Source organism: Bradyrhizobium sp. 147, from assembly GCF_023073935.1.
GTDB lineage: Bacteria > Pseudomonadota > Alphaproteobacteria > Rhizobiales > Xanthobacteraceae > Bradyrhizobium.
In genome coordinates this window covers 193,557-207,763 of sequence record NZ_JADPKL010000024.1, presented here as the reverse complement: position 1 = coordinate 207,763, position 14,207 = coordinate 193,557, and the positions used below count along the sequence as shown (strand labels likewise).

The following is a 14,207-nucleotide window of genomic DNA, read 5'->3' as shown; positions in this document are numbered from 1 at the left end:
GGAATCGACAGTCCCGGGCGCCTTTGCCGCAAAACTCACACAGCACCGTAAAACTTGCGGCAGAAAAGCCACAGCTTGGCTCTTGCAGCGCGGGATAAGGGCTTCTGTGCTGGAATTGTGGCAGATTTCAACCATAATGGGATTAGCGGAATCGAGGAATTTGGGCGCCAAGCTCGGGCCTTCCGCACGGTATTGTTTTGATTGGAACCAAACCATGTCGTCGCTGAAAGTTAAATTTGGGATTTTGGCCGCTGGCCTGATGCTGTCGGGCTGCATGCAGGCTACGCATTTCGAGGCGACGGACACCAAGGCCTTCAAGCCGAAGGACAAGGAACTCCTGGCCAAGGTCAAATACGAGAACACTCCGGTCGCAGAGCCGTTCCGCCGCGCCATCGTCGAGTATCACCGTAAGGAATCGCCGGGCTCGATCGTGGTCGATTCCGACAATCACTACCTCTACTACGTGCTGGAGGGCGGCAAGGCGATCCGCTACGGCATCACCGTCGGTGAAGAAGCCATGGCTTGGTCGGGCATCGCCAAGGTCGGCAGCATGACCGAGTGGCCGGCCTGGCATCCGACCCCCGGCGAGATTTCGCGCCTGGGCGTGCCGACCTATGTCGCGCCGGGACCGGACAATCCGATGGGCTCCCGCGCCATGTATCTCTATTCGGGCGGCAAGGACACGCTGTTCCGCATCCACGGCACCAACCAGCCGGAATATATCGGCGCCTCGATCTCGTCGGGCTGCATCCGCCTGACCAATGAGGACGCGATCGATCTCTACAACCGCGTCAAGGTCGGCACCATCGTCGTGGTCCTCGAGCCGAAGCATGGCGACTCGCCGTATAATTCGCGGCTGGCGCTCGGCAGCAGCCAAACTGGCCAGGCTGGCAGCTACTGATCGGCTTCGATCTCTGACATTCAAAAGCGCCGGTTTCACCGGCGTTTTTTGTTGCCGGCTTGTGCGACCGGGCTTTGCTGCCAGTAGCGGTCGGTTTGTCCGCGGGCGGTTTCTCCGCCCCGTCGCCCGCGTCCTCGTTCGCTTCGGGCTTGGCCGCGACCTCGCGCGGCGGCGCCTCCTCGGGACGTTCCGCCGGCAGCAGCGGGGCGACCTGCGGCAAGGGATCCCAGACGTTCCACTGGCAGATCCGATAGTCATTGCGCCGCTGCGCCAAATCGAGATGGATGTGGTCCTCGTGGTACCAGTCCGAGCCCGGACCGAGCACGGTAGAAAAGCGCGCGCATACGGACTGCAGCACGCGCTCGCGCACCTCGCGCGACATGGTCCGGTCGGTGAGGCCGATCGACTGCCCGTTGGCGAGCTTGATCGCGCGGACGTCGAGCGCATTGGCCTTGCCGTGCTCGGACAGCATCGCGCCGACGACGCGGTTACGGCCGCGGCACTCGAAGCTGTCGAAATTGTCGAGGTCGCTGATGGCAGAGCCGAGGCTCGCGGCCAGTGGCGCCATGTCCTTGCGCACCCAATCGGCGACCGCCGATGCCATGGTGCAACGGAGGATCGCCGCCGGTTTGACCGCCACCTTGCGCTTGTCCGGCAGCACGATGGCCTCCAACCGCACCAGATCCTCGCCGCGGCAGGCGCCGGGGCCGCGGATATCCGGAATGGAGGGCGCGATCGCGATCTCCTCGGTCAGCGCTAGCCGGCAGGCCGAGACCTGCTTCTCGGGCGACGGCGCAGCTTCGGCGGGCTTGTCAGCGCTTGGCTTGTCGGCAGAGGCCTTGTCTTCCGCGTCCGACGCCCCCTCGTCCGCTGCCTTGGGGGCCTCCTCAGGGCGGGGTCGCGGCAATGGAATCTTGGCGGGACGAACGGCTGCGCGCGGCCGTGGTGTACCAAGGCCGAAGATATCCAGCGGCGCAGGAGATTTCCGCGCCTCCGCCCCCTCGGCGAGCACAAGCGACAGCCCGATCGCAGCGGTAAGCATTGCTGCGCCGGCGGACATATAGCCGCGACAAGACCATTTGCGGCGAAAGTCCGGCAGGCTAAAACTCATGACAATTCTTTGGCCCAACGCTGAGAGCGATAACGCGCCCAGCGACTTCTCGGAGGAACGTCAGAATGCTCGGTTTGATGCAAGATTGGCCCCTGCTCTGCCACCGGATCATCGAACACGCTGCCAGGATTCATGGCAAGCAAGAGGTGGTGACGCGCTCGGTCGAAGGACCGATCCATCGCACCAACTACGCCCAAATCCATCAGCGCGCGCTCAAGGTCTCGCAGATGCTGGAGCGCGACGGCATCAAGCTCGGTGCCCGCGTCGCCACGATCGCCTGGAACACCTGGCGCCATCTCGAGGTGTGGTACGGCATCATGGGAATCGGCGCCATCTGCCATACCGTCAATCCTCGCCTTTTCCCCGAGCAGATCGCCTGGATCATCAACCATGCGCAGGACCGCATCGTGGTGACCGACATCACCTTCGTTCCGATCCTGGAGAAGATCGCCGACAAACTTCCGAGCGTGGAACGCTACGTCGTACTCACCGACAAAGCGCATATGCCGGAAACCACGCTGAAGAATGTGGTCGCCTACGAGGACTGGATTGCGCAGGCCGACGGCAAATTCAAATGGAAGGACTTTGACGAGAACACGGCAGCCGCGATGTGCTACACGTCGGGCACGACGGGCGACCCAAAGGGTGTGCTGTATTCGCATCGCTCCAACGTGTTGCACGCGCTGATGGCCAACAATGTCGACGCGCTCGGCACCAGCGCCTCCGAGACGATGCTGCCGGTCGTGCCGCTGTTCCACGCCAACAGCTGGGGCATCGCCTTCTCCGCGCCCTCGCAGGGCACCAAGCTGGTGATGCCCGGCGCCAAGCTCGACGGTGCCTCCGTCTACGAGTTGCTCTCGACCGAGAAGGTGACGCACACGGCCGGCGTGCCTACTGTGTGGCTGATGCTGCTCCAGCACATGAGCGCCAACAACCTGAAGCTGCCGGACCTGAAGATGGTGATCTGCGGCGGCTCGGCGATGCCGCGCTCGATGATCAAGGCCTTCCTCGACATGGGCTCGAACGTCCGCCACGCCTGGGGCATGACCGAGATGAGCCCGATCGGCAGCGTCGCGGCGCTGAAGCCGCCGTTCCAGAACGCGACCGGCGAGGCGCGGCTCGACGTGCTCCAGATGCAGGGCTACGCGCCATTTGGGGTGCAGATGAAGATCACCGACGATGCCGGCAAGGAACTGCCCTGGGACGGCAAGACCTTCGGCCGCCTCAAGGTCGCCGGCCCGGCCGTTGCCAAGGCCTATTACCGGGTCGACGCCAACATCCTCGACGAGGACGGCTTCTTCGACACCGGCGACGTCTCGACCATCGACGAGGACGGCTACATGCGCATTACCGACCGCTCTAAGGACGTGATCAAGTCCGGCGGCGAGTGGATCTCCTCGATCGAGCTCGAAAACCTCGCGGTCGGCCATCCGGCCGTGGCCGAAGCCGCAGTGATCGGCGTGTTCCACCCGAAATGGGACGAGCGGCCGCTCCTGATCGTGCAGCTCAAGCAGGGCCAGCAGGCCACGCGCGAGGACATCCTGAAGTTCATGGACGGCAAGATCGCCAAATGGTGGATGCCCGACGACGTCGCCTTCGTCGACGGCATCCCGCATACCGCGACGGGCAAGATCCTCAAGACGGCGTTGCGCGACCAGTTCAAGGATTACCGCTTCCCGAACGCGGCGGCGTAGGACATTACGCGCGTCATTCCGGGCGGCTCAAAGAGCCGATCCGGAATCTGGAGATTCCGGGTTCGATGCTCCGCATCGCCCCGGAATGGCGGGCCGTAACAGTCCGGTCTCCCTTGAATTTGCCCCCGGGCCATGGTCTCAACGGCGCATCGTCGCGCCAGATCTGGCCGGCACCGCCTTCAGAACCCCGGCAGAGCTCACCCGATGGCCCGCAGGTTTTCCGCTCCCTATCAGTCGGAGCCCGTGTCCAGCCTCGCAAGCTGGGCGCGTAATCTGGCCGTGTTCGCGGTGGTGGCGGTGGTGGTCTCGATCATCATCGTCCGCTTCGACTTCCTGGAGATGAAGCCCGCGCTGATGGCCTTCTTCGGCGGGCTCGCGATCGCCGTCCTCTCGATCCTGTTCGGGCTCGCCGGCTTTGCCGCGATCTGGCAGAACGGCTCGCGCGGCATGGGGCGCATCCTGCTCGCTTTCCTGATCGACGGCGCGATCCTCGCCTATCCGGCCTATCTTGGCCTGCAATACCGCAAGCTGCCGGCGATCCACGACATCACCACCAACCCAATCGACCCGCCGCGCTTCGACGCGCTGGCGCCCGTACGCACCGGCGATGGCACCAACACCGCGGTCTATGCCGGCCTCTATTCGGCTGAGCAGCAACGCCAGTTTTATCCCGACATCGAGCCGATCGAGCTGGAGATCCCGGTGGACCGCGCCTATGCGATCGCGCGTCAGCTCGTCAATAAGCGCAAATGGCTCGTCATCGACGAGCGCGCGCCGCAGCCGCCGCGCCGTATCGGCCGCATCGAGGCAGTCGCGCGCACGCCGATCATGGGGTTCCGCGAGGACGTCTCGATACGGATCGTGCCTGATGGCGATGATTCGCGTGTCGATATCCGCTCTGCCTCGCGTTATTTCGAGAGCGACCTCGGCAGTAACGCTGCCCGCGTCAAGAAATTCATTGATGATCTCAACACCGCCGCCGATGCCGATGCGCTCAAGCCGGTGAAGAAGGCCCCGGTCGCGCCGCCAAAGACGCCGGCGAAGACGGTGAAGAAGTGAAATTGGCGAATGGGGAATAGCGAATAGCGAATGGAGCCGTCCATTCGCCATTCCCCATTCGCTATTCGCCCTCAGGCCATCCGGTACGTGCCGCCGATCACGGGATCGCCGTCCGTCGCAACCACGCCCCGCGCGACCAGGTCCTCCAGGTGCGCCAGCACGGAGTAGCCGGCGGCGGTCGTCAGCCTGGGGTCGATCCCGATATAGATCGCACGCACCATGGTCGGGATGTCAGTCTCGCCCTTGGCGAGGCGATGCAGGATCGAGGCCTCGCGCGCCTTGCGATGACGGATCAGGAAGCGCACGAAGCGCGGGCCGTCCGGAATCTCCGGGCCGTGGCCGGAGAAGTAGAGATCCTCCTCGCGGGACGCGAGACGGTCCAGCGAGTCCATATAGTCGATCATCGAGCCGTCGGGCGGCGCCACGATCGATGTCGACCATCCCATGACGTGATCGCCGACGAAGTTGAATTTCCGCTCGGGCCAGGCAAAGGCGAGATGGTTTGCGGTGTGGCCGGGCGTCGCCACCGCCTCGAGCCGCCAACCGGCGCCTTCGATGACGTCGCCATGGGCGATCCTGACATCGGGCGTGAAATCGCGATCGGCGCCGGATTCCGGATTGTGCTTCTCACTCTCGAAGCGTGGGCGCGAGGCACGGTGCGGGCCTTCGGCATAAACGGGCGCGCTTGTTACCTGCTTGATCCGCGCGGTGTTCGGCGAGTGATCGCGGTGGGTGTGGGTGACGAAGATGTGGCTCACCGTCTCGCCGCGCACGGCCTCCAGCAGCGCCGCCGCATGCGCCTCGTCGTCCGGGCCGGGGTCGATGATGGCGACGTTGCCCTTGCCCACGATGTAGCTGACCGTGCCGGTGAAGGTGAACGGGCTCGGATTGTTGCAGAGCAAGCGCCGCACGCCGGGGCGGACCTCCTCGACGATTCCGGGCGTTAGCGGAAAGTTGCGGTTGAACGGGACGTCGTCATTGTCGGACATGGGACTTCCTGTGCACTGCCGACCCTCGCCGTCATACCCCGCGAAGGGGGTATCCAGTACGCCGCGGCGTCTGTGGCGAAAGGCGCGATCTCTGGAATACTGGATCGCCCGCCCCAGTGCGCAACTGCGCACAAGGCGGGCGATGACAGCTGAGCAAGATAATGGCCACCGAAGACGTGGTTAGAAAAAAGCCTGAATGCCCGTGATCGCGCGGCCCAGGATCAGGGCGTGGACGTCGTGGGTGCCCTCGTAGGTGTTGACCGTCTCGAGATTCTGGACGTGGCGCATCACGTGGTACTCGATCGAGATGCCGTTGCCGCCGTGCATGTCGCGGGCGGTGCGGGCGATGTCGAGCGCCTTGCCGCAATTGTTGCGCTTCATGAGCGAGATCATCTCGGGCGCGAACTTGCCCTCGTCCATCAGGCGGCCGACGCGAAGCGAGCCCTGAAGGCCGAGCGCGATCTCGGTCTCCATGTCGGCGAGCTTCTTCTGCACCAGCTGGGTCGCGGCAAGCGGCTTGCCGAACTGCTTGCGGTCGAGCGTGTACTGGCGGGCGCGGTGCATGCAGTCTTCAGCGGCCCCTAGCGCACCCCAGGAGATACCGTAACGGGCGCGGTTGAGACAGCCGAACGGGCCCTTCAGGCCGGAGACGTTGGGCAGCAGGGCGTCCTCGGGAACCACGACGCCGTCCATCACGATCTCGCCGGTAATTGAGGCGCGAAGCGACAGCTTGCCCCCGATCTTCGGCGCGGAGAGACCCTTCATGCCCTTCTCCAGCACGAAGCCGCGGATCTGGTTGTCGTGCGCCGCCGACTTGGCCCACACCACGAACACATCGGCGATCGGCGCGTTCGAGATCCACATCTTGCTGCCAGTGAGGCGATAGCCGTCCGAAACCTTCTCGGCACGGGTCTTCATGCCGGCGGGGTCGGAGCCGGCGTCGGGCTCGGTCAGGCCGAAGCAGCCGACCCACTCGCCGCTGGCGAGCTTCGGCAGGTATTTCTTGCGCTGGTTCTCGTCGCCATAGGCGTAGATCGGATACATCACCAGCGAGGACTGCACCGAGTTCATCGAGCGATAGCCGGAATCGACCCGCTCGATCTCGCGCGCGACGAGGCCATAGGCGACGTAGCTCGCATTGGCGCAGCCATATTCCTCCGGCAAGGTGATGCCGATCAGGCCGAGTTCACCCATTTCGTTGAAGATCTCGCGGTCCGTCTTCTCTTCGAGATAGGCCTGGGAGACGCGTGGCAGCAGCTTGTCCTGGGCATAGGCGCGAGCGGTGTCGCGCACCATGCGCTCGTCTTCGGTGAGTTGCTCGTCGAGCAGGAACGGATCGTCCCACTGGAATGAAGCCGCAGCCGGCTTGTCCTTGGCCTGAGGGCGCACGCTCATGAAACGTCCTTTCGCGTCTGGTTCCGTCATAAATTGCCGGACAAATTAGAGCGCCGCGGCAACAAGTGCAATTGCATCCTGGTTTCGATCGATGCGAGGCGAAGCATCGAACCCGGAATCTCCTCGCTTCTACGACATCGAGATTCGGCGTCTGGCGCTTTCAGCGCAATCCCGGAATGACACTGCGTGTCAGCTTTCGAGCTGCTCGTTGGCGACGATCTCGATGCCGAAGCCCGACAGGCCTTTGTAGTCGTGCACCGAGGACGTGAGGTGCCGGATCGAAGTGACGCCGAGATCGCGCAGGATCTGCGCGCCGACGCCGACCTCACGCCATTGGCGGTTGCGGTCAGCTTCCGTGGACGACTCGTCCGGCAGCGGCGCCACGGGCACACCGGCTGCGCCGTCGCGCAGGTAGACCAGCACGCCACGGCCGGATTTCTTGAAATGCTCGAGCACCGCCGCCATGCGCTTATGGCCCGTGAAAGTGTCCTTGACGATGTTCGGCTTGTGGAAGCGCGTCAGCACGTTCTTGCCGTCGCCAACGCCATTGTAGACGAAGGCGACGTGGGCGATGGAATCGAACGGCGAGCGGTAGGCATAGCCCTGCAAGGGTCCGATCGGGCTCTCGGTGATGAAGGTCGAGACCCGCTCGATCAGCTTCTCGCGCGCCTGGCGGTAGGCGATCATATCCGCGATGGTGACGTGCTTGAGCTTGTGCTCGGCGGCGAAGCGGGCGACTTGCTCACCCTTCATCACGCTGCCGTCGTCGTTCATGAGCTCGCTGATGACACCCACCGGCGGCAGGCCGGAGAGCTTGCAGAGGTCAACCGCGGCTTCAGTGTGGCCGGAGCGCAGCAGCACGCCGCCGTCCTTGGCAATCAGCGGGAAGATGTGGCCAGGCCGGGCGAAGTCGTTAGCGCCGACATTGGGATTGGCCAGCGCGCGACAGCACGAGGCACGTTCCTCGGCCGAGATGCCGGTGCCGCCATCGGGCTTGTAGTCGATTGAGACCGTGAACGCGGTGGTGTGCGCCGAATCGTTGTGGGCGACCATCGGATCGAGCCGCAGACGGCGCGCGTCCTCGGTGGTCACGGGCGCGCAGACGATGCCGGAGGTATGGCGGATGATGAACGCCATCTTCTCGGCGGTGCAGAGCGAGGCGGCGACGATCAGATCGCCCTCGCCCTCGCGATCCTCATCATCGGTGACGACGACGAGCTCGCCTCGGGCAAAGGCCTGCAAGACTTCCTGGACGCTATCGGGCATTTCCCAATCTCTATCGGTTATAGCCGGGAGGCTTAGCCGGACTTGGGCCGGGGCGCTAGTCTCCCCAGCGCAACCACATATGCCAGGCGGCAGGCCTGCCAGGGTCATTCAGGCTTGCAGCGAAGATATCAAGGATATAGGCGGCGCGCGCCGGAGAGGAAGGCCGGCCGGTCAGGGTAGCACTTCGCGCCGCTCGCCGAGCCGTTGATCGAGCTCGGCGCGCTTGTCGGCCAGAAGGCCAGCCTGGGCGGCTTCGATCACCGTGAACAGCTCGTGGGCGTCGCTGAGCCGGGTCACCGTGACATAGCTGGCGCCGGCCTCGTAGAGTTCGCCGACGTCGGCCAGGAGGTCGGCCGTGGCCACGATCAGGGCGGTGGGGTTGAGCGCGCGGACGTGGCGGACCAGCTTCTCGTTGGTGGCGCCTTTCAGCAGCGAATCCGGCACACTGAGGATGATGATCTCGGACTTGGCGATGCCGGCATGGAGTAGCGTGTCGACATTGCTGATGTCGCCATAGATCACGTGCAGTCCCCGCGAGAGCAGGGTCTGGTACACATTCGGGTTGAAATCGACCACCGTGATCTGCTCCAGCAGCACCGGAGCCTGCCGCTCGATCTCGGCTAGCAACGCGCTCGCCGCACGGAAAAAGCCGAGGATGACGATGCGGCGGGCCTCGCCGTGGCCGCCCTCATGGGCCTCCTCGGCATGGCCACTGCCATGATCGAGGTCGCGCAGGCCAATCCGCTTCAGGGGCCCAATCATCCAGCGGGTGATCTCGTCACTGCGCGTCATCACGAAGGTCGAGAGCACGGCCAGAACCACGAAGGCAAAGGAGGCCGCGTTCGCCGTCTCGGCTGCGATGTGATGGTCGGCGATGCCGGTCTGGATCACCACCAGCGAGAACTCGGAGATCTGGGCGAGGTTGAGGGCCGGCAACAGGCTGGCGCGCAGCCCCTGTTTCATCAGATAAAGCGGAGTAAAGGTGGTCACGAGCCGGCTCACCACGGTAAACGCCGCGATCATCAAAGCGAGCCCGATCACGGAGAGGCCGGGCACGGGGATGGTCATGCCGAGTGCGACGAAGAACAGGGTGATGAAGAAGTCGCGGAGCGTGGTGACCTTGGCCGTGACATCGAGCGCATAGGGAAAGGTCGAAAGCGAGACGCCGGCGATCAGGGCGCCCATCTCGCGCGACAGCGACAGCCGCTCCGCCATCTCGGCGACGAGAAAGCACCAGGCCAGCGCGCCGAGCAGGATCAGCTCGGGCCGCCGGGCGATCTGGTGAAACAGGCGCGGCAGCACGTAGCGGCTGACCAACAGCGCGGCGGCGACCAGCACTGCGACGCGGCCGATCGAGAGCAGGATGACGCTGACTTGCAGATTAGCCAGGCTCGGCTGCACCGCCAGGAACAGGATGGCGAAGATATCCTGGAGCACCAGCACGCCGAGGGTGATACGCCCTGGCAGCGTGTCGAGCTCGCGCTTCTCGTAGAGCACCTTGACGATGATGACGGTGCTCGACAACGCGCAGGCGACACAGAGATAGACAGCATCGAAATGCCCGCTGCCGAGGGACAAGCCAATGCCGACGAAGAACAGGACCCCGAGCAGGCAGCCCCCGAGCAGCTGGCCGGCTGCCGCGAACAGGATCACCTTTCCCGCCCGCACGATCTTCTTCAGGTCGATCTCCAGCCCGATCATGAACAGCATGAAAATCAGGCCGAGCTCGGAGATGACGCTGATCGATTCCTGCGATTTGACCCAGCCGGCGCCGAATGGACCTATGCAGAAACCGGCGATAAGGTAGGCCAGGATCAGGGGCTGCCGGGAGAAATGGGCGAGCAGGCCCAGCATCCAGGCAAACAGAATACAGAGAGTGATGTCGCGAATGAGCTCGTGCATGCCAAATTGGTCCGTTTTGCCGCACCCTAGAGATGGGTCGCGGTGCGGCAAGCGAGCAATTCGTCACATGCGCGAAGGGCTCTTCGCAGCAATGCTGCTATGCCCCCTCGCCTATGCCGTGCCCACCGCCGCGCAATCGAAAATCAGTATCGAACAAAGCTTTGCCGATTCGCTCACCGCGCTGCCGAAGGACGAACTCGCCGTATCCGGCGGGTTCTACGTGCCCGCCTATTCCAGCGTCGCGATGAGCCAGGGCAAGCTGCGTGTCGACTTCTCGGTGACGCTGAGCGTGCACAACGCCTCCGAGACCCAGCCGCTGGTGGTCAAACGCATCGCCTATTTCGACACCGCAGGCAAGCAGGTCGAGAGCTATCTGAAGGCGCCGGTCGCCTTGAGACCGCTCGCCACCGTCTCGATCTTCATTCCGACCGACGACGTACGGGGCGGGACTGGAGCCAATTTTCTCGTCGACTGGGCCGCGCCAAGCGAGATCGCCGAGCCCGTGGTCGAAGCCTTGATGGTTGGCGGCGTCGCCAATGCGCATTACGCTTTCATCAGCCAGGGACGTCCGACCCGGACGGCCGGCAAGAAGTAAGAGAGGCCGGTGCACGCCGACCGCCCCAACAAGAACAAGACGAGGAACGCCCATGACGTCCAGCTTCGATTTCGCACCCCTGTTTCCCGCGGGGCTGCCGGCCCCCTCCGCGCGCTGGACGGGCCTTGCCAAATACAGCTTCGTCGGCGGCAACAACGACTCCGAACAGGTGCCGCTCGAGGGCCTGATCGAGGCGACAAACCTGGCACTACAGCGCGAGGGCCGCTCGCTCGCCACCTATGGGCTGGCGCATGGACCTCAGGGGTATTTGCCCTTGCGCGAATTCCTGGTGACCAAGCTCAAGCGCGATGCCGGCATCACCTGCACGGTCGACGACCTCCTGATCGTCTCCGGCTCGCTTCAGGCGCTCGATCTCGTCAACGCCACGCTGCTAGCGCGCGGCGACACCGTCATTTTCGAGCAGGAGAGCTATCAGGGCTCGCTGACCCGCCTGGCGCGGCTCGGCGTCAACGTGGTGGGCATCCCCCTCGACAAGGACGGCATGCGCATGGACGTGCTGGCCTCCACTCTCGCCGATCTGAAGAGCCGCGGCATCCGGCCGAAATACATCTACACGATTCCGACCGTGCAGAACCCGACCGGCAGCATCATGCCAGAGAGCCGACGCGCCGAGCTGCTGCGCCTGTCATCCGAATACGGCGTGCCGATCTTCGAAGACGATTGCTATGCGGACCTCGTCTGGTCCGGGCAGCGGCCGCCGGCGATCCATGCGATGAGCCGAAACGGCGGCGTGATCCATATCGGCTCGTTCTCGAAATCGATCGCGCCGGCGCTGCGCGTCGGCTTCGTCGTAGCACCCTGGGATGTGATGTCGCGGATGCTGGCGCTGAAGACGGATGCCGGCTCGGGCGCGCTGGAGCAGATGGTGCTCGCGACCTATTGCAAGCCGCACTTCGCGAGCCATGTGCCGGCACTGACGAAAGCGTTGCGCACCAAGCTCGATACGTTGATGGAGGCCCTCAACGAGCAGTTCGGGACGGCGGCCGAGTTCGATGAGCCCAAGGGCGGCATCTTCCTCTGGGTGAAACTGCCCGACCAGGTCGATACGCTCAAACTGTATCAAGCCGCGCTTGCCGCCGGTGTCTCGATCAATCCGGGGCCGGAATGGTCGACCAACAAGAACCATTCCAGCTCACGACTGAGGCTCTGCTTTGCGAGCCCTACGCATCAGCAGATCCGTGAGGGCGTCGCCGTACTGGCCGAGGTTTGCCGCAAGGAATTTGGCGTGCCGGCCCGCAGTGCCAATATCGAGAAGAGGGCCTGATACCAAGCCAGCTGGGGCTGGCTGCCGCGGATGCGGAGGCTAGCCGCAGCAAGAGGACCACCGAGATGTTGCTCTTACCGGCCTCGATCTGGACGACGTAACGCTCAAAAATCCCTTCGCCCGCAAAATTGACGACTTGATTCAGCAGTGGTCTATCCACGTTCGCCTCCGGAAAGTGCATCCTACCCGGAAGCGGCCGGCCTCATTGACGCGGATCCGATTCGCGCGCGATCGGCAGCCAGCGTGGGCGGCCGTGAGCGGGATGCTGTACTTTGAAATTCTTCGAGGCGGGGCTTGCCAGGACATGACGCGTTGCTTGAGCCGCTGGATCGCGGCTGCGCTGCCGTGGGTCGCACTCGTGTCCGCGGCGCATGCCGAGACGCTTGCGGTAAGGGTCGAACAATGGGGCCTGCTCGGCTCTTGGGCGGTCGACTGCGCGGCTCGGCCCGACCGCGACAAGGGCGCACGGTTGACTTACGAGATCACGAAGGACGGCCGGGTGATGTACCGGCGCAATTTCGGCGACGCCAGGGACGAGAACGAGGTGGTCTCCGCCACGGTCGATGCCGAAGGCCTGCTCAATGTGATGGTGTTCTTCCCCTCGCTCCATCAGACGCGCGAATTCGGACTCCTCTTGCAGGAGGATGGCAGCCTGCGCGCGATCTACAATCGCAGCGAGCGCGGCGAGTACACGATCAGAGACGGCAAATACGTCGCGACCGGCGCGCCAACACCGGCGCAGCAACGCTGTGATTAACAGCCGTTCAGAATTCTCCCGCCGTTCCTCCGGAACGTTCGCGTGCATGTACGGTTTAGATGTGCATTCGATTGGAGGAGGACATCATGAAGAAGCGTGGTTATGTGGTTGCAGCTCTCGGCGCGCTCGTGATCGCAGGGCCGACTCTGGCGAGCGCCGAGACGGTGGTGATCAAGCGCGGTCATCATCATCACGGCCCGTACGCTGCCCGCGCCGAATACGGCATGCATCGTGACCACGGCTGGCATCGCGGCTGGCACCATCGCGGCGACAAGGTCGTCGTAATCAAGCGCAGTCATCGCCACCATCACTGGGACTAAAGCGCAACGCAGCATGGAGATGGCCCCTCGCGGGGCCATTTTCTGCGCGTTCGAAAGCACTCGGGGCTAATCCCACGCCGGCGCAAAGCCGGGATTGACGCAGCGCCTGTCCTTCGGCAGTGCGGCGATCTTGTTGCGGTCGGCATCGTCGAGCGTGATCTTCAGGGCATCGAGATTGGCCTGCTGGCTCTCGCGCCGCGACGCCTTCGGGATCGCCACGACGCCGTCTTGATCGAGCAACCATTTCAGCGCCACTTGAGCCGCGGTCGCGTTGTGCTTAACGCCGATCTCGCTCAGCACCGGATCTGTTGCGAAGCGCCCCTGCGCCAGCGGACAATAGGCGACCAGCGGAATCCTCCTGGCACTGAGATAGGCCAACACCTTCGATTGATCGAGCATGGCGTGATATTCGACCTGGTTGCAGGCGATTGGCGCCTTGATGTCCTCGACGGCAATCTTGAGCAGCGCGGTGGTAAAGTTCGCAACGCCGATCGCCCGCGTCCGCCCCTCCTCCTTGAGCTTCATCAGGGTCTCGAACACCGCGCCCCAATTGGCGATTTTCGACGGCCAGTGCACGAGATAGAGGTCGACATGGTCGAGCCTGAGCTTCTTTAGGCTGGCATCGAAAGCGCGACGGATCGCCTCCGGCGCCAGATTCTCGTGCCAGACCTTTGTGGTGATGTGCAGTTCGCCGCGCGGCAGGCGGGAAGCGGCGATGGCCGAGCCGATCGACTCCTCATTGGCGTACATCTCGGCGGTGTCGATGTGGCGATAGCCAATCGACAGGGCGCTCTCGACCGCGGCCCGGCAGGCATCGCCCTGCATGCGGAAGGTGCCGAGGCCGAGCTTGGGCATGCTAATGCCCTGTGTCTGCAGATGGTGCATGAAACAGGCTCCTGACGTAGTTCATCGCGCCAGACGCGCGGTGACAGA

The 14,207-nt window shown here is 63.9% G+C and carries 13 protein-coding genes; 7 read left to right on the top strand and 6 right to left on the bottom strand.

Annotated features, from left to right (window positions below; genetic code table 11):
• Positions 1-214: 214 nt before the first annotated feature.
• On the top strand, positions 215-901 hold the full coding sequence (locus IVA87_RS06550; protein WP_247303231.1) for a L,D-transpeptidase: 687 nt from the start codon (positions 215-217) through the stop codon (positions 899-901).
• Here IVA87_RS06550 and IVA87_RS06545 read toward each other — a convergent pair.
• Positions 792-2,012 carry an extensin family protein gene (locus IVA87_RS06545; protein ID WP_247333037.1) on the bottom strand — a complete coding sequence of 407 codons (1,221 nt, stop codon included), beginning with the start codon at positions 2,010-2,012 and terminating at the stop codon, positions 792-794. The genes IVA87_RS06550 and IVA87_RS06545 overlap by 110 nt on opposite strands.
• A gap of 65 nt (positions 2,013-2,077) precedes the next feature.
• Between IVA87_RS06545 and IVA87_RS06540 the strand changes: the two genes are divergently transcribed.
• On the top strand, positions 2,078-3,706 hold the full coding sequence (locus IVA87_RS06540; RefSeq protein WP_247303235.1) for a fatty-acid--CoA ligase: 1,629 nt from the start codon (positions 2,078-2,080) through the stop codon (positions 3,704-3,706).
• Between the two features lie 204 nt (positions 3,707-3,910).
• On the top strand, positions 3,911-4,765 hold the full coding sequence (locus tag IVA87_RS06535) for a DUF1499 domain-containing protein (RefSeq protein WP_247303236.1): 855 nt from the start codon (positions 3,911-3,913) through the stop codon (positions 4,763-4,765).
• A gap of 71 nt (positions 4,766-4,836) precedes the next feature.
• On the opposite strand, the gene IVA87_RS06530 is transcribed toward IVA87_RS06535, so the two are convergent.
• The 4 genes from IVA87_RS06530 to IVA87_RS06515 all read right to left on the bottom strand — a co-directional run bounded on the left by IVA87_RS06530 (position 4,837) and on the right by IVA87_RS06515 (position 10,317).
• On the bottom strand, positions 4,837-5,754 hold the full coding sequence (locus IVA87_RS06530) for an MBL fold metallo-hydrolase (RefSeq protein ID WP_247333036.1): 918 nt from the start codon (positions 5,752-5,754) through the stop codon (positions 4,837-4,839).
• Between the two features lie 180 nt (positions 5,755-5,934).
• Complete coding sequence (locus IVA87_RS06525; RefSeq protein WP_247303240.1) at positions 5,935-7,149, bottom strand: acyl-CoA dehydrogenase; 1,215 nt, start codon at positions 7,147-7,149, stop codon at positions 5,935-5,937.
• A gap of 189 nt (positions 7,150-7,338) precedes the next feature.
• Positions 7,339-8,415 (bottom strand): 3,4-dihydroxy-2-butanone-4-phosphate synthase, encoded by a 1,077-nt coding sequence (ribB, locus tag IVA87_RS06520; RefSeq protein WP_247303242.1) that lies wholly within the window; start codon positions 8,413-8,415, stop codon positions 7,339-7,341.
• A 171-nt stretch (positions 8,416-8,586) separates the two neighbouring features.
• Positions 8,587-10,317, bottom strand: a complete 1,731-nt coding sequence (locus IVA87_RS06515) for a cation:proton antiporter (protein ID WP_247333035.1) — start codon at positions 10,315-10,317, stop codon at positions 8,587-8,589.
• Between the two features lie 67 nt (positions 10,318-10,384).
• Here IVA87_RS06515 and IVA87_RS06510 point away from each other — a divergent pair, with 67 nt between their 5' ends.
• The 4 genes from IVA87_RS06510 (at position 10,385) to IVA87_RS06495 (ending at position 13,274) form a co-directional block, all read left to right on the top strand.
• Positions 10,385-10,912: a DUF3124 domain-containing protein gene (locus IVA87_RS06510; RefSeq protein WP_247303246.1), complete on the top strand. Its 528-nt coding sequence runs from the start codon at positions 10,385-10,387 to the stop codon at positions 10,910-10,912.
• A 52-nt stretch (positions 10,913-10,964) separates the two neighbouring features.
• Entirely contained in the window at positions 10,965-12,197 is a 1,233-nt protein-coding gene (locus IVA87_RS06505; RefSeq protein ID WP_247303248.1) for a PLP-dependent aminotransferase family protein, read from the top strand.
• A gap of 304 nt (positions 12,198-12,501) precedes the next feature.
• Positions 12,502-12,954: a hypothetical protein gene (locus tag IVA87_RS06500; protein ID WP_247303250.1), complete on the top strand. Its 453-nt coding sequence runs from the start codon at positions 12,502-12,504 to the stop codon at positions 12,952-12,954.
• Between the two features lie 86 nt (positions 12,955-13,040).
• Positions 13,041-13,274, top strand: a complete 234-nt coding sequence (locus IVA87_RS06495; RefSeq protein WP_247303252.1) for a hypothetical protein — start codon at positions 13,041-13,043, stop codon at positions 13,272-13,274.
• A gap of 66 nt (positions 13,275-13,340) precedes the next feature.
• Here the strand turns inward: IVA87_RS06495 and IVA87_RS06490 are convergent, their stop codons facing one another.
• Entirely contained in the window at positions 13,341-14,159 is an 819-nt protein-coding gene (locus tag IVA87_RS06490; RefSeq protein ID WP_247303254.1) for an aldo/keto reductase, read from the bottom strand.
• Positions 14,160-14,207: the final 48 nt, after the last annotated feature.

Coding starts and splice junctions, on each gene's coding strand:
- IVA87_RS06500 (WP_247303250.1), top strand. CDS start 12,502: ATGACGCGTTGCTTGAGCCGCTGGATCGCGGCTGCGCTGCCGTGGGTC.
- IVA87_RS06490 (WP_247303254.1), bottom strand. CDS start 14,159: ATGCACCATCTGCAGACACAGGGCATTAGCATGCCCAAGCTCGGCCTC.
- ribB (WP_247303242.1), bottom strand. CDS start 8,415: ATGCCCGATAGCGTCCAGGAAGTCTTGCAGGCCTTTGCCCGAGGCGAG.
- IVA87_RS06545 (WP_247333037.1), bottom strand. CDS start 2,012: ATGAGTTTTAGCCTGCCGGACTTTCGCCGCAAATGGTCTTGTCGCGGC.
- IVA87_RS06535 (WP_247303236.1), top strand. CDS start 3,911: ATGGCCCGCAGGTTTTCCGCTCCCTATCAGTCGGAGCCCGTGTCCAGC.
- IVA87_RS06525 (WP_247303240.1), bottom strand. CDS start 7,149: ATGAGCGTGCGCCCTCAGGCCAAGGACAAGCCGGCTGCGGCTTCATTC.
- IVA87_RS06540 (WP_247303235.1), top strand. CDS start 2,078: ATGCTCGGTTTGATGCAAGATTGGCCCCTGCTCTGCCACCGGATCATC.
- IVA87_RS06530 (WP_247333036.1), bottom strand. CDS start 5,754: ATGTCCGACAATGACGACGTCCCGTTCAACCGCAACTTTCCGCTAACG.
- IVA87_RS06505 (WP_247303248.1), top strand. CDS start 10,965: ATGACGTCCAGCTTCGATTTCGCACCCCTGTTTCCCGCGGGGCTGCCG.
- IVA87_RS06550 (WP_247303231.1), top strand. CDS start 215: ATGTCGTCGCTGAAAGTTAAATTTGGGATTTTGGCCGCTGGCCTGATG.
- IVA87_RS06510 (WP_247303246.1), top strand. CDS start 10,385: ATGCGCGAAGGGCTCTTCGCAGCAATGCTGCTATGCCCCCTCGCCTAT.
- IVA87_RS06495 (WP_247303252.1), top strand. CDS start 13,041: ATGAAGAAGCGTGGTTATGTGGTTGCAGCTCTCGGCGCGCTCGTGATC.
- IVA87_RS06515 (WP_247333035.1), bottom strand. CDS start 10,317: ATGCACGAGCTCATTCGCGACATCACTCTCTGTATTCTGTTTGCCTGG.